The sequence below is a fragment of the Lentzea sp. NPDC036949 genome, from assembly GCF_055608075.1.
Genome location: NZ_JBVJRA010000026.1, coordinates 53471 through 66053 on the forward strand (window position 1 = coordinate 53471; position 12583 = coordinate 66053).

At 69.3% G+C, this 12583-nt stretch carries 24 protein-coding genes and 1 pseudogene; 2 read left to right on the forward strand and 23 right to left on the reverse strand.

The genetic code is table 11. The features are described from left to right. The 15 genes and pseudogenes from ACZ7CD_RS38675 to ACZ7CD_RS38745 all read right to left on the reverse strand — a co-directional run bounded on the left by ACZ7CD_RS38675 (window position 1) and on the right by ACZ7CD_RS38745 (window position 5811). A complete protein-coding gene (locus ACZ7CD_RS38675; RefSeq protein WP_470380888.1) occupies window positions 1-324 on the reverse strand; it encodes a hypothetical protein in 324 nt (107 codons plus the stop codon). Next, a complete protein-coding gene (locus tag ACZ7CD_RS38680; RefSeq protein WP_470380889.1) occupies window positions 321-677 on the reverse strand; it encodes a hypothetical protein in 357 nt (118 codons plus the stop codon). Before ACZ7CD_RS38680 ends, ACZ7CD_RS38675 begins: the two co-directional genes overlap by 4 nt. Further along, complete coding sequence (locus ACZ7CD_RS38685) at window positions 674-946, reverse strand: hypothetical protein (RefSeq protein ID WP_470380890.1); 273 nt, start codon at window positions 944-946, stop codon at window positions 674-676. Before ACZ7CD_RS38685 ends, ACZ7CD_RS38680 begins: the two co-directional genes overlap by 4 nt. Next, on the reverse strand, window positions 939-1385 hold the full coding sequence (locus ACZ7CD_RS38690) for a hypothetical protein (protein ID WP_470380891.1): 447 nt from the start codon (window positions 1383-1385) through the stop codon (window positions 939-941). Before ACZ7CD_RS38690 ends, ACZ7CD_RS38685 begins: the two co-directional genes overlap by 8 nt. Next, window positions 1382-1525 (reverse strand): hypothetical protein, encoded by a 144-nt coding sequence (locus ACZ7CD_RS38695; protein ID WP_470380892.1) that lies wholly within the window; start codon window positions 1523-1525, stop codon window positions 1382-1384. The genes ACZ7CD_RS38690 and ACZ7CD_RS38695 overlap by 4 nt, the downstream gene beginning before the upstream one ends. 189 nt (window positions 1526-1714) lie before the next feature. Further along, the gene (locus tag ACZ7CD_RS38700; protein WP_470380893.1) at window positions 1715-1954 is read right to left on the reverse strand and encodes a hypothetical protein; all 240 of its coding nucleotides are present in this window, start codon (window positions 1952-1954) and stop codon (window positions 1715-1717) included. Further along, window positions 1951-2172 carry an anti-sigma-D factor RsdA gene (locus ACZ7CD_RS38705; RefSeq protein ID WP_470380894.1) on the reverse strand — a complete coding sequence of 74 codons (222 nt, stop codon included), beginning with the start codon at window positions 2170-2172 and terminating at the stop codon, window positions 1951-1953. Before ACZ7CD_RS38705 ends, ACZ7CD_RS38700 begins: the two co-directional genes overlap by 4 nt. Beyond that, window positions 2169-2765 (reverse strand): hypothetical protein, encoded by a 597-nt coding sequence (locus ACZ7CD_RS38710; protein ID WP_470380895.1) that lies wholly within the window; start codon window positions 2763-2765, stop codon window positions 2169-2171. Before ACZ7CD_RS38710 ends, ACZ7CD_RS38705 begins: the two co-directional genes overlap by 4 nt. Before the next feature lie 93 nt (window positions 2766-2858). After that, the gene (locus ACZ7CD_RS38715) at window positions 2859-3038 is read right to left on the reverse strand and encodes a hypothetical protein (protein WP_470380896.1); all 180 of its coding nucleotides are present in this window, start codon (window positions 3036-3038) and stop codon (window positions 2859-2861) included. A gap of 71 nt (window positions 3039-3109) precedes the next feature. Then, window positions 3110-3397 (reverse strand): annotated as a pseudogene (locus ACZ7CD_RS38720) (WhiB family transcriptional regulator). Beyond that, entirely contained in the window at window positions 3394-3669 is a 276-nt protein-coding gene (locus tag ACZ7CD_RS38725; RefSeq protein WP_470380897.1) for a hypothetical protein, read from the reverse strand. The pseudogene ACZ7CD_RS38720 and the gene ACZ7CD_RS38725 overlap by 4 nt, the downstream one beginning before the upstream one ends. A gap of 43 nt (window positions 3670-3712) precedes the next feature. Next, window positions 3713-4309 carry a hypothetical protein gene (locus ACZ7CD_RS38730; RefSeq protein WP_470380898.1) on the reverse strand — a complete coding sequence of 199 codons (597 nt, stop codon included), beginning with the start codon at window positions 4307-4309 and terminating at the stop codon, window positions 3713-3715. A 98-nt stretch (window positions 4310-4407) separates the two neighbouring features. Further along, window positions 4408-4575 carry a hypothetical protein gene (locus ACZ7CD_RS38735; RefSeq protein ID WP_470380899.1) on the reverse strand — a complete coding sequence of 56 codons (168 nt, stop codon included), beginning with the start codon at window positions 4573-4575 and terminating at the stop codon, window positions 4408-4410. Further along, entirely contained in the window at window positions 4572-5561 is a 990-nt protein-coding gene (locus tag ACZ7CD_RS38740) for a DUF5131 family protein (RefSeq protein ID WP_470380900.1), read from the reverse strand. The genes ACZ7CD_RS38735 and ACZ7CD_RS38740 overlap by 4 nt, the downstream gene beginning before the upstream one ends. A 40-nt stretch (window positions 5562-5601) precedes the next feature. After that, window positions 5602-5811: a hypothetical protein gene (locus ACZ7CD_RS38745; protein ID WP_470380901.1), complete on the reverse strand. Its 210-nt coding sequence runs from the start codon at window positions 5809-5811 to the stop codon at window positions 5602-5604. A 289-nt stretch (window positions 5812-6100) separates the two neighbouring features. Between ACZ7CD_RS38745 and ACZ7CD_RS38750 the strand changes: the two genes are divergently transcribed. Then, entirely contained in the window at window positions 6101-6424 is a 324-nt protein-coding gene (locus tag ACZ7CD_RS38750; protein WP_470380902.1) for a hypothetical protein, read from the forward strand. Between the two features lie 637 nt (window positions 6425-7061). Here ACZ7CD_RS38750 and ACZ7CD_RS38755 read toward each other — a convergent pair. The 7 genes from ACZ7CD_RS38755 to ACZ7CD_RS38785 form a co-directional block, all read right to left on the reverse strand. Then, complete coding sequence (locus ACZ7CD_RS38755; protein WP_470380903.1) at window positions 7062-7601, reverse strand: hypothetical protein; 540 nt, start codon at window positions 7599-7601, stop codon at window positions 7062-7064. Further along, entirely contained in the window at window positions 7598-8125 is a 528-nt protein-coding gene (locus ACZ7CD_RS38760; protein ID WP_470380904.1) for an HNH endonuclease signature motif containing protein, read from the reverse strand. The genes ACZ7CD_RS38755 and ACZ7CD_RS38760 overlap by 4 nt, the downstream gene beginning before the upstream one ends. Further along, complete coding sequence (locus tag ACZ7CD_RS38765) at window positions 8122-8595, reverse strand: hypothetical protein (RefSeq protein WP_470380905.1); 474 nt, start codon at window positions 8593-8595, stop codon at window positions 8122-8124. Before ACZ7CD_RS38765 ends, ACZ7CD_RS38760 begins: the two co-directional genes overlap by 4 nt. Continuing rightward, the gene (locus ACZ7CD_RS38770) at window positions 8592-9788 is read right to left on the reverse strand and encodes a hypothetical protein (RefSeq protein WP_470380906.1); all 1197 of its coding nucleotides are present in this window, start codon (window positions 9786-9788) and stop codon (window positions 8592-8594) included. Before ACZ7CD_RS38770 ends, ACZ7CD_RS38765 begins: the two co-directional genes overlap by 4 nt. Beyond that, window positions 9788-10417 carry a hypothetical protein gene (locus ACZ7CD_RS38775; protein ID WP_470380907.1) on the reverse strand — a complete coding sequence of 210 codons (630 nt, stop codon included), beginning with the start codon at window positions 10415-10417 and terminating at the stop codon, window positions 9788-9790. Before ACZ7CD_RS38775 ends, ACZ7CD_RS38770 begins: the two co-directional genes overlap by 1 nt. Window positions 10418-10533: 116 nt before the next feature. Continuing rightward, on the reverse strand, window positions 10534-10968 hold the full coding sequence (locus ACZ7CD_RS38780) for a helix-turn-helix domain-containing protein (protein WP_470380908.1): 435 nt from the start codon (window positions 10966-10968) through the stop codon (window positions 10534-10536). Continuing rightward, window positions 10965-11258: a helix-turn-helix transcriptional regulator gene (locus ACZ7CD_RS38785; protein WP_470380909.1), complete on the reverse strand. Its 294-nt coding sequence runs from the start codon at window positions 11256-11258 to the stop codon at window positions 10965-10967. The genes ACZ7CD_RS38780 and ACZ7CD_RS38785 overlap by 4 nt, the downstream gene beginning before the upstream one ends. Window positions 11259-11439: 181 nt before the next feature. On the opposite strand from ACZ7CD_RS38785, the gene ACZ7CD_RS38790 reads away from it, so the two are divergent. Further along, the gene (locus ACZ7CD_RS38790; RefSeq protein WP_470380910.1) at window positions 11440-11931 is read left to right on the forward strand and encodes a helix-turn-helix domain-containing protein; all 492 of its coding nucleotides are present in this window, start codon (window positions 11440-11442) and stop codon (window positions 11929-11931) included. Here ACZ7CD_RS38790 and ACZ7CD_RS38795 read toward each other — a convergent pair. Further along, window positions 11928-12176 carry a hypothetical protein gene (locus ACZ7CD_RS38795; RefSeq protein WP_470380911.1) on the reverse strand — a complete coding sequence of 83 codons (249 nt, stop codon included), beginning with the start codon at window positions 12174-12176 and terminating at the stop codon, window positions 11928-11930. The genes ACZ7CD_RS38790 and ACZ7CD_RS38795 overlap by 4 nt on opposite strands. Between the last annotated feature and the right edge of the window lie 407 nt (window positions 12177-12583).

Here is a 12583-nt window from a genome sequence, read left to right on the forward strand (position 1 = left end):
TCAGCTCCTGTCCTTGCCGTCCGCAGCGGCGTGCGTCTCACGGAGCTCGGCGTGCTCGGCGAGTTCAATCCAGGTTCGGGCGCGCTCCCGGGCGTTGGCCTGAGCGTCGATCAGCACCCCGGACAGGAGCTGCCCGTCGGGCAAGACACACACGGCATTCCCTGCCGCCTCGTACACCTCGCAGAGGCGGGTGTACGCGTTGGCGATGGCGCGTCGTTCGGCTGCCGTGGAGGGCTTGGAGCGGGTGTCGCGTACTTCGAGGATCGCGTCCTTGACGGCGCGGATCTCGTCGCCGAACTCGTTGAGTCGGTCCATTGCGGTCATCGGTGGTCTCCGTTGTCCTCGGTGTCGGGCAGGGGGACGTCGACGTAGCGGGGCGGGATGGCCGTGTTCTCGTCGAGGGAGGCGTACGGGTTGCCGGTGGACGGCGTGGGCTCCTCGGTGAAGTCGACGCCGCCGTGCGCCTTCAGCAGGGCGAGCGCGGCCCGTCCGGCGTTGTGGCGGCGCAGCTGGCGGCTGATCTGCTCGGCGAGCCGGATCTGCTCGCAGTTGCCACGGGCGAGTGCGTTGACGAGGCGGGACACGTCGGTGGTGCCGGTGGCGACGAGCACGACAACGGGGTCGGGCGGAAAGCCGTCGTCGTTGGGCTTGTCGTAGGCGCGGGTTTCGACGCTCACGAGGTCTCCTTGGTGGTGAAGGTCGTGTCCTGGCTGGCGATGGCTCCGGTGATCGCGTTCCGCGTCGCGCACGGCCAGCGCGGCGTAGATCTGCCGTCATCGCAGGACATGCAGGTCTGGCGGCGGTCGCCGAAGTGGCGCTGAGCGTCCATCGGGCGGTGGAGATCGAGCAGCGCGTACACAGCGCCGGTCGCGGCGTCCGTGGCCTGGTGCGTGCCGAGGTTGTCCTCGAACCAGGTGCGGATCGCGTCGGCGGCGATGTCAGCCACGGTCGGTCTCCTTGGCGATGTTCGAAGGGGCGAGCTCGACCATCTCGTCGGTCATCTGGATCAGGTGGTAGGCGAACGTCCGGATCTGCTCGCGGGTCACGGCCCGGTTGCATCCGCCGTTGCGGCGTTCCTGGTCGGACAGGGACACCGACACGTAGGGCGCACTGCCGTCGAAGGCGACGTTGAGGCGGCAGCCGAAGGCGAGGTCCCAGCCGGCGTGCACGCTGGCCTTCTCGCCGTCCTCGTCGTACTCGTGCCCGAAGTCGGGGTCCGCGTACACGGCGCGCCGCTCGATGGGCTTCGGGCAGGTGCAGGTGCCGGGGCACATCTCGCAGCCGCCCTCGCAGTGCGCGGAGTCCGGCTCGCCGCAGGTTGGTCCAGCGCCGGCGGCGCGGGTGTTGAGGCACACCAACGGGTCGTCCGGGTCCGGGGCGGTCATGATGCGCCGCCGATGTTCGTCTTGGCGTGGTTCGCGGCGGCTTCGATCGCGTCGGTGATGGCGTTGCGTGCTGCGTTGATCTCGTCGGCGAAGTCGTTGAGCCGGTCCAAGGCGGTCTTCGGCTCGGGTTCGCCGGTCATCGGGTTTCTCCGGTGGTGTCGGTGGGCGGGTTGCGGCGCTGACGGCGAGCACGCTGAAGCCGATGAAGGCGACGAGGAAGCAGAAGAAGATGCGGTCGCTGAACGGGCCGATGCCTGCGATGAGCGCGAGAAGGCCGGTCGCGGCGGCGGCCGCGCTGAGCCGCTGGTGGCTGTGACGGAGTGGGTTCTTCATCGGGCGGTGGCCTCTCGGATGTGGTCGGCGACGGTGGCCGGGGGTGTGCGGTTCGGAGACCAGCGGCCGTCGTGGGCGCGCCAGACGACATCGGCGGGGGTGAGTCCGAGACGGGTGGCGATGGCGGTGAGTTCGGGCCACCGGTAGTGCCAGGGGCCGACGGCGCCGGCGCGGACGAGGTCGCGGATCTGGTCGATGTCGTCGGTGGTGGCGGGTCTCGGAACGACGGCGGTCACAACGCACGCCCCAGGACGAGCAGGTCACCGTCGGGCAGGACGAAGGGCTCGGCCTCGATGTCGTGGCGCCAGGCGAGCAGCAGGGCGTTGAGCTCGTCGTCGACCAGGGCGCCGGCTGCGGCGGGGGTGGCGGAGCCGAGGGCGGTGAGCAGGAGGTCGTCGGCGGTGACCGCGCGTTCGTCGGCTGCGAGGGCTTCGAGGAGCTGCTGCGGGGTCATCGCGTGCCTCGCAGTTCTTCCGCGCGGGCCATGAGCTTGTCGGCGATCTCGCGGAAGTCGCCGAGGCGGGTCACCTGGCTGTTGTCACCGAGGGGCAGGTTGTCGGCGCGGCGGTAGAGGTCGCGCGCCATCGCCTCGAACTCGGCGGCGGCGACCTCGGTGTGGTCGGCGCGGAGCTTCTCCAGGTCGCGCACAGCGGCCGCGTGCTGGTCCTGGTGGTGCTTGGTGGTCTCGGCGTACGCGCGGAGGCGTTCGATCTCGCGCTTCGCCGCGGCGACGACCTCGGGGATCTGGATCGTCTCGTCGCCGAGCACGTCGTCACGGAGGTCCGTCAACTGCTGGACGACTTCGCCAGCAATGGCTTTGCTGGTGTCACGTTCGAGCAGCAACTGTGCGACCTCGCCGTACAGCTCGTCGATGTGGGCGAGCAGCGCGGGCACGGCGTCGGCCATGCGGTACGTCTTCGCGTTCGAGCCGTGACCTGGGGGCTTGGACTCGTAGTCCTGATGGATGGCGTGGACCTGGAGTTCGCGGGCGGTCAGCTTGGTGGGGTCGGCTTGGGCGAGGCGGTCGAGGTTCGGGTACTTGGTCATCGAGGGGGTACTCCTCACGTGGTGGTCTGGTGGACGGCGCCGGGGCTCGGGGTGGGCACGAGTCCCGGCGCCGTCACGTTCGGGGTGTGGTGTTCAGGCGGCGGGCGTGACGGCCGGTGCCGGGTCGCCGTAGCGGTAGAAGCGGATGCAGTCGCGGCCGAAGGCGACGATCACGCCGGCGTGGCCCGGGGCGACCTCGGTGACGCGGTGCGGGTAACCGTTGAAGCGGGCGCCGAGGGCGAACGTGGCCGCGGTGACGGTGGTGGTGTTCATCGGTGTCTCCAGTCGGTGGTGGGTGGTGCCGCGCTGCCTGCGGGGGAGGCATGGGCAGTGCGGCACCGGGTTCAGGCGGCGCGGTTGCGGCGGTGCTTGGGGCGTGGCGTCGGCCGGTCGAACACGACCCGCGTGGCGGGTGCGGGCATCGCGGCGCGCTCGTCTTCGGTGGTGCCGCCCCAGACGCCCTCCACGCCGGCGGCACGGGCTTAGGAGCGGCAGTCGTACATGACCGGGCAGGTCCAGCAGACGGACTTCGCTTCGGCGATCTGGGCGCGGGCGGGGCCGTCGTTGCCGACCGGGAAGAACAGCTCGGGGTCCTCGTCGCGGCAGACCGCCTCGTGGCGCCAGTCGGTCACGACGCACCGTCCGCGGGCTGCACGTTGCGGTCGTAGTCGGCGGCGGCGGTCACGATGCTGTCGAGGTTCGCGTTAGCGGTCAGCCACATCGCGTCCTTCACCGCCTTCGAGGCGACGTGGGCGGCGGTCGCCGTACCGGGCGCGCCGATCTTGTCCACGTTCGCCGCAAGCTGGTCGAGGGTGTTGGCGATCTCGCGGTAGCGGGCGCCGGCCGTCGCGAGACGGCTGGCCAGCTGGTCTCCGTACAACTGCTTCGCAGTGGTGCTGCTCATCGGTGTCTCCTGGGGTTGCGGCGTGCGGTGGTCAGCGCGCGGGTCAGGCGGGGATCTGGGTGTCGAGGTAGTCGAGCTGCAGGCGGGTGGTCGCGGTGTCCACGAGGGACCGCAGCCCATCGACCTGGTGCTCGCCGTGGTCGGTGCCCGTGTTCGCAGCGAGGCGGTCGAGCCGGTCGTGCAGCTCAGCCCGCAGCCCGGCGGTGCACCGGCGAAGGGCGGCACTGTGCCGGGCCAGGTGTTCGGTGCGGGGGTGGGCGGCGGCGTAGCGCAGCAGCTCGTCGTCCAAGCCGGCGGCGACCACCAGGGCGTGCGGGTCGAGGCTGGTGCAGGCGGTGTCCCACATCTGCCCCCAGGGGAAGCCGTGGGGGCGGCGCTGGTGAGCGATGCCGTCCTCACCGTCGAGGGACACCTGGTAGCCCGCGGCCGCCCAGGCCTTGGTGAGCTCGGTGCCGTACAGCGACGTGCCGTCCGGGCGGGACTGGGTGGCCGCGGTGTCGAGCTGGGCGCGGTAGTCGTGCACGAAGTCCTCGTCCAGATGGGAGTACCAGGTGTCCTTGACGGGCTGGGCGACGTTGCGCCAGGCGTAGGGCGGGCAGTCGATGACCACGGTGGTGGCGGAATGGGTGGTGGTGGTCATCAGCTGCTCCTGTCGTCCGCGCGATGTGTCTAAGTTACGTCTAATTGTGTCTAACTACAAGCCCTGACGACGATTCCACCCCACGAACGCCACGCCCCTCACCGAGACCCACGCACCCGCCGCAACGCATGCAGGTCATCCAGCGCCGTCTCCCACCCCGGATGATCCGGCGACAACCGATGCCGGCCACTGGACATCGCAGCGCGCATCGCCAGCCAGTACGCGACACCCAGCACCAGCAACGCGACCACCAACGCGGCGATCACGCGACACGCTCCGGGAACTCGTCGTGAGTGCGGCCGTCGAGCTGCCGACCGGCGGCCTTCTTGCCGACGCGCGCCGTCGCGCCGGCGGTGCCGTCCCAGTGGGCGCCATGCGCCAGAAGCTGGGAGTAGGACGGCCGCGCGACATCGTGAGGTGCCCACTCTCCCCACTGCTTGAAGAAGAACGGCACATCGGCGTGCGCGCACTGGTCGCGGATCGTGCGCACCCAGTCGGGGTGCATCGGCCGGGCGCCGTGGCCGGACTCACCGCCGACGATCACCCAGTCGACCTGGCGCGGCGGGTTGTCGAGCACGTGCAGACCAGTCGCGCCATCGAAGTCGACCAGCGTGAGATCGACCGGACCGAGCAGCGGTTCGCACGACAGGAAGCGCTTCGCGGCGGGGGTCTTGAGCAGCGCGGGGATGCGGAGGTTCGCGCGCTGCTGGTCCTCGACGCTGACGCCGAGCCACAAGTTCGGCAGCGGCCAGGGCGTCTCGAAGTAGACGCGGTGCTCGGCGTCGTCCGGGACGCCGGGGATGCGGTCCGGGTTGGCCTTCGAAACCGCCCAGGACATGGCCGACCGCAGGTGGATGCTCGGAACGTGTCCGGCTCCGCAGCCGCACAGGTCGGTGAGCAGGCTCCGCATCCGGCCGTGTCGCTTGGTGAGCACCTGGTAGGTGTGCTGCGGCGTGAGGGCGATGATGGCGAGCGCCCGTGCGATGTACTCGTCCAGCACGTCCTTGTGGAACAGGTCGGACATGCTGTTGACGAACACCTTGCGCGGCTTCTTCCACCGCAACGGCAGCGTCAGCTTGTCCGGGCGCAGCACGACATCGAAGCCCTGCTCGAAGTAGTGCCCGCGAACACCGCGGAACCGCTCGGCGAACGTCTTGGCGTAGCAGTTGTCGCAACCGGGCGACACCTCGTCGCACCCCGTTACAGGGTTCCAGGTGGCGTCCGTCCATTCGATCTTCGTGCCCGTGCTCATCGACTTCAGTCCTCTCGTGCCCTCCTGGGCGGGTAGGTGGTCACTTCTTGTCGCCGAGCCCCAGGTGGGCGCGGCGTACTTCTGGTGCGAGGTGAGGCCGGCATCGCAGGCACGGCACGGGCTGGTCGGCGTTGCGGTCGAGCCAGCCGCTGCAGCGGGCCTTGTGCTCGGCCAGCTCCTGCTCGCTCGCCCGCGGGGCGGCGACCGCCTCAGGCTCCTCGGCGGACTCGCCGAACCGGTCGTACGTCACGACGCAGCCCCGGTGTTCTCGTCCGACCGCGGTACGACCCGGAACTTCTCCCGCCGCCGGCGCGCCTCGAGGTCGGCACGCACGGCTGCGCGGATGACCGGGTCAAGACCTGCAGTCGCGGCGCGCTGCTTGCGCCACGACCGGGGCCCGCCTCGCGCCACTGCGGGAATCGGCCTTTCGGGAACGCGGTGCTCATGCTCGCCAGGGCTTCTCACGACGGCACGCCCGTTCGGTGCGTGCTGGCGCACTGGCATGGCTTGTAGAACTCGACCCACGTGCCGTAGGCCCCGTGGTGATGCTCGATCCTCGCGGGAACGGGAGCGTGTCCGGGTTCTCGCTGACACTCGATTCCCCGCTCAAATCCGAACTTGTCCGGTGGTGGCTTCGCTCCACAGACCTCCGGCTCGACCAGAACAGGCCGAGGGGTCAGTTCGACCTCCGCGAGCACGCCATGAAATGCACCGTCGCAGCTGCAGTCACAGGCGTTAACCGTGTCAGGGTTGGCCACCAGGCAGAGGCCGGTGCACCGGCCAGCTCTCACGGCGTCCAGCGCGGTGATCGTCGCGAGATCCACTCCGGTCACGACGCGGCTCCTCTCGGCTTCGGGAACTGAAAGACCTTGGCGCCCGGCTCGCTCGCGCGCGGGGGGACTTGAGTTCCGGGATCGGCTTGCGTGGTGATCGGCTTGGATCGCTCAGGTTCCGGTTCCAGCTCGGTCCGGCGGGCCGCTTGCGGCTCGTCGGGTCGCGGGGGTCCAGGGGGCGGTGGAGCCCCCTGGTTGGTTGGTTCTGACTTGGTCGCGTAAGACAGGTCTGACGGGTGGGTCAGATGGGTCTGACGGGTGTGGATAACTTCGGCCGCTGACCCGTCAGATAGGTCTGACGGGTTCGGCTGCTCCGACCCGTAAGACTCATCTGACGGGTCACCCGTTTGGACAGCGGGGATCAACGGCACGCGGAGCGTCGGTCGCCCCGGTCGTGACACGCTCCGGAGCCAGCCCGCCGCTTCCGCCTCGGCGAACCACTCGAACACCCGCTGCCGCGACCGCTTGGTCACCTTCTCCAGCGCGGGCGCCGACGGCCGGCAGTTACTGCCGTCCGCGTCCATGTACGTGCACAACAGCAGCAGGAACGCCTTCAGGTACCACGGCAGCTCGGACTGACGGACGGCGCGCTCCCACACGAACCGCCCAGCGCAGTCCTGGTTGATGCTCACGGGTCTCCTCGTGGTGCTGGATGGAGGACCGGCGGTCAAGCCGCGGCCGTGGTGATGTGGCGGCGAACGCCCTGGCGGTGCACGGTCCGATCGGACACGTGTGCGCGGCGGGCGATGTCGCAGGTGCGCATGCCGAGCGCCAGCATCCGGCGCACGGCTTCGCGGGCATCGCACTGCCGGAGCTTCTCTCCGGCCGGCAGTTGGCCGCTGACGGCGAGTCCGACCATCTCCTCGTCGATGTCCTTCGACCAGGCCGAACCACGGGCGCGGGCCTGCGGGGCGTCGATGTCGATGTCGTGCCACGCGAGCGTCGACGGCCAGCCGAAGCTCTTGGCGTGGGCACGCATCGCGTCCGCCACGGCGCCCTCGCGGAAGGTTCCGCTCAGCCGCTCGTACCGCAGCGCCACGTAGCGAGCGAGCGGCGCCTCGACCCGCGGGTGCACGTCGCCAAGCAACTCGCGGACCAACCGGCGGCGCAGGTTGAACGCCTCGGCCAGCTGCTCGTTCGTCCAGCCGATGGCGACAAGCGCCCGAAGGCGCCGCACCGTGCCGAGAGAGCGCACGAGCTCCGTCATGCCGCCGCCTCCCACATCGCCTGCAGCGGGTGCTGCTCGTGTGGCTCCCACCCGGCCGCGCCGGGCATCTGGTAGTCGCGCTGGCCGAAGCGGCGGACCGGCCACTCGTCGGCGCGGATGCCGTCCGGCACCAGCCAGCCGTCGATGCGCGCCTGCTTGCGGTTGGACTCGACCTCGTAGTGGCACCCGCCGCGCGAGGTGGCAGACCCGCACAGCAGCACCAGGTTCACGAGCGCATGCGGGTCAGCCTTCGAACCGCCCATCCCCCGCGGGTCGCGGTGGTGCCGCGAGAACCAACCGGTGATCAGGTGCCCGCAGCGCTGGCACTGCGGCTGCCCGTACCGCTGATCCCGTGCGTCGACCGCGTCCTTCGCGCCCTGCGGGATGACGGTGGATGCGCTGGCCTTGCGAACGGCAGCCACGCCGGTGCGCCGCAGGGACGAAGTGCGCTTGAGCGGTTTACCGCGTGGCATCGGCTTCGTCTGCGGCGGTATGGCTTCGCGCTTCAACGACGTCTTCTTCACGCGCCCGCCCCCTCGGCCACGGGACGCCACACCTGCTCCGGGAACCGCAGCACCGGCTCATCCCTGATGAGGTCCTTGGCTGGCACGTGGAACCGCAGCGAGGTGGCGTCGACTGGGATCGGGTCCACGTCGTGGAAGGTGAAGAACCGGGCTGTGCACCCGGTCAGCTCGGCGAGCAGCATCAGCTGTTCCCACGTGGGGTACAGCTCGCCTGCCTCCCAGCGGTCCACGTCCGGCTCGCGCGCGCCACAGGCCACGTCGACCTCCGGCCCGTACAGGCCAGCGGCGTCGAGTGCCGTGGTGATCCGCCACGGCACAACCAGACCGTTCTCCCAGTTGTGACGTGCACGGGCGAGATCGCGCTCACGGCTGGTGGCATCGTGATGCTTCTGCGCGAGGATCTTCGTTCGGCGTCGCGCGGCTTCCTGGTCAGTGAGCCGCACCCCCGCCTTCCCCCACTTAGTGGTCATGACGCCACACCTGTCTCGGCTGGGCGCAGGGCGGTGCCGGTCCGGCGGACGTGCTGTGCGGCCCGCGTGGCGAGGTCTTCCAGCGTGTGCACCTGCGCGTCATCGCCGAGCGCCTCGCGGTCCTGATCGGACAGCAGGTGCAGGAACGGTGCGAGCTTGGTTCGGCACGCGTCCCCGAGCTCGGTCGTCATGCGCTCCCAGGTGTCCTGGACCTTGGCGCGTTCGCCCAGGCTCATCCACTCGTCCAGGTATTGGAGAACCTGCAACTCCTGCTCAGGGGTCAGCACCGCGGGCTCGGCCGTGTCGACCTCCGGTACCGACGCCGTCCGCACCGGGCGTGCCCGCCCCCGCGTGCGGACGTCCTTGACGGCCTGCAGCACACGCGCCGGCTGCTCACCCGGCATCACCTGGTCGGCATCCCACACGCGCGGCGCTGGGGCCTGGGTACTGGCGTCGCATCCCGACCACTCCCAGATCAGCCGGGGCAGGGTGAACTGCGGGCGCAGGGCCTCACGCTGACTGCGGGTCATCCGGTGGTGCTGGGCGGTGTCGAGCACCAGGATCTCCGGCTCGTCGTCGCGCGTGAGCCTGATCCACGCAGTCACGTCGAACCCGAGCTGGTCGGACGCCTTGAGAACCCAGCGCCCGTCCTGGGCGCGGGTCTCGCGCGCGGTCATGATGACCGGGCCCGGCCAGGTGCGGATCTTCGCGATCAGCTGCTCATGCCGCGCGGTCATCAGCGTCCGGATGTCCGGGCCCACGTCCACCTCGGACTCGGACGAGAACGCGGCCGCCGGGTCGAGACCCCGGCCAGCCAGCACGGCGGCGTACCTGCGGCGACCCTTGGCGGTGGCGGCGCTGTTGAGCACCGACCGCACGCCGCTCATCGACGTCACGATCAACGCGACCGGCACACCCGCATCGCGCACGGTTTGCAAGGCGGCGTCGAGCTGCTCGTCCATGTCGAGCCACGTGTTGTTGTGGGCGATGACGTCAAACGACGCACCCTCGGCCTGCGCGTACAGGTCGGCGTTCGCGTCGTCACCGATCTCCAGCCAGAACGACCCGGCCAGCCGCGGGTCGGCGGTGAGCTCGGCGGCCATCCACTCCGCGCCCGCCCCCGGCTCTCCGGACAGCAGCACGCGAGGCCACTGCGGTGCGGGGTTCGGGCGGCGTGTCTTGAGGTCGGCCATCACTCGTCACCGGCCATCGCCGCGGCGATCGTGTCCAGCGTGAACCGCTCGTCCGCGCGCAGCGACGCGATGATGTCGCCGGCCGCGTCGTAGAACTTCACCGACAGGTACGAGTCCGGCTGGGTCACCTTGATCCCCGGCGGGGCGCTCTCACCGACCTCGCCACCGAACCCGATCGGCTGCCCGGCCGCCGCCGCCTTCTGCACGAGCTCGTGCAGCACGTAGTCCGGGACCTCGTCGACCTCTTCCAGCATGTGCTTGGCGTGCCGCCGGAGGACGTTGAGCACCTCGCGCTCCGGCACCTCCGGCGAGATGCGCTCGCGGTGCTCCGCCTTCTCCGGGTACTTCGTCAGCACCCACTCCTCAGCCTTCGACCGATCGTCGACACAGGCCTGGTAGGCCATCTCCGTCGCGGTGGCCTTCCAACCCTTCCAGTCCTTCTTGCCGAGGTGCTGCGGGTCGTACACGGACCGGCTGCCACCGGGCCCGAGTGCGGTGGTGAGCCGCCTGCGGATCCGTCCCTCGACCTCCGCCAGCCGCTGACGCTCGCTCTGCACCACGCCGAGCGCCTTAACCAACCAGTCCTGCTCGATCACGTCTTGGCCCTGCACGGGCTGCGTCTCAGACACGGGTCACTCCTGTTTTCGGGTGCACGAAATAGGCCGCTGGTCGCGCGGGCGACTACGGCTGAGGCGTGCGATGGGAAAGGCGGCGCGGGTACGCGCCTGGGGAACTCGGCGCCGGTTTAGGCGCTGGAGCGCATCGGCTCGGCGGGGCCTTCGAGGAACGCGAGGATGGTGCGCCCGTAGAACAGCGGGCGAGTGCCGAGGTGGCGGTCCGGGGTGATCAGGTTGTCGTGGCTGAGGCGCTGCGCGACGCCGTAGTTGACGCCGAGCAGTGCTGCGAGGTCGTTCAGGTAGTACGCCTTGGCCGGGTCGATGACCTTGCGGGGATCGTTGACCTTCGCGTCCGGCTTGATGGCGAGGATGATGCTGCCGCTGACGAGGTAACGCTGTCCGCGCCTGGTGGCGGGCAGTTCGTCGTCGCGGATGAGCGACCAGATGCGGTGCTCGGCGACACCAAGGGCGGCCGCGGTGTCGCGTGCGCTGTAGGCCACCTGTGGCGGGGTGTCGTCGCTGGCGTAGAGCCGGGCGCGGATGGCAGCGATGTCGGTGCTCATGCCACGGCCCCGGCCTTCGCGTCGACGAGCTGGTCGAGCCGCTGGCTCAGCTCGTTGACCCTGGCTTCGAGTTCGGAGACGCGGTCGATGCGTGGGCAGGCGGCGATCTGCTCCAGCACGCTGCGGATGCGGCGGGCGGTGTGCGGGTTGGGAGCGTGGGTTTCCTTCTCGGCGTTGTAGTAGGTGGCCTTGCTGATGCGGGCCAGGGCGGCGAACTCGTCGACGGTGAGGCCGGCATCGATGCGCGCCTGCCGGAGTCCGGGCCCTTGGGTGGGAGGCGAGTTGCTCATGCGATCCAATCTAAATCCAATTCTATCCAAGTTCAAGCCCTCACCTGATTGGACTGACCCAAATGACGCAATCTCCGACGTGACCTGCGACAGGATCATTGGCAGTGACCGCGCCACTACGGAATGATCCCGAGGCATGCGCGCCGATGAGTCACAGCAGTCCGGGTGGAAGCTCGGGCCCATGCTGCGCGCCGCGCTGAAGTCCCTCGGCTGGACCGACCGCCAACTCGCCGACAAAGCAGGCGTGTCGCCGCAGACTGTCAACAACCTCAAACGCGGCTACGCCGCGCACGACCTCGACAAGCCGTTCCGCCCGCGCGCGGACAACGTGCTCAAGGTCGCCAGGGCTCTCCAGGCTGCCGGCGCGGACATCTCGATCCCGCGCTGGATGGACGCCGCGGGCCACGATCCGGCTCCCTACGCCGAGGCAGGCGAGGACGCAGGACTGCGCACCCGCCGAATCGGAGAGAAGGCACGCCAGCTGCAGCCGTCTGAGCAGAAGCTCGTCGAAGACCTCGTCGACGCACTTCTCGTGGCGCGCGGCTACGTCGCGGCGGATGATCCAGCGGAACCTCCGGCGGTCGCGTCGCACTACGAGTTCGCCAGCGAGGGTGTGCAGACGGCGTGGTCGGAGGAGCAGGGCTCGGAGAAGCGGGAGCGGGTCGTCGACTAGGAGTTGACGGCGTCGTGGGCGGCCTTCATGAGCAGTCCGCACTCGTCGTGCGGGTTCATCGGCCCGAGCGGGTACATGCGGTGTCTGCCGTAAACGGTCCGGCCCTGCACGACCTCCTCGGTCACATAAAGCAGGATCGCGCCGGTGATCTTCTGGTTTTCCTCGAGTGAGCCGTGTTCGGCGATGTACTGACGGATGCTGTCGTCGTCCAGCGGGAGCTTGTGGCTGCTGGGCGTCTCGGTCATGGCGCGGCTCCCCCGAGCAGTAGATGGTGAAGTGGCATATACCTAAGTCGGGAGTTGCACCGGTGTCTACGCGCGCAACCGTGCGCGCAGACGGGTTAACTCTGTTGGACTAACAGGCGTTGGGCTCTTGGGTGCCGCTCCGAGTGGGCGCGTAACTGGTTGTCGATGCAATCGTTTGATCGCCGAGTCGTAGCCCAAGCAGGTGCATCACCTGCCGATGGACATCATGGGCGCTCTGTCGCCGACACTTTGCCGACGTTTTCAGATGGGCAACCGAGTTTGCGGATGAATCTCGCCGTTCGTCGGATAGGTAATCGACATGATCACAGACGCGCCGGATAGGTGACACGGTGAGCGGCGATAAGGTTGACTGACCAGCTGAAACTAGGTTCTAAGACCTGGGGGGT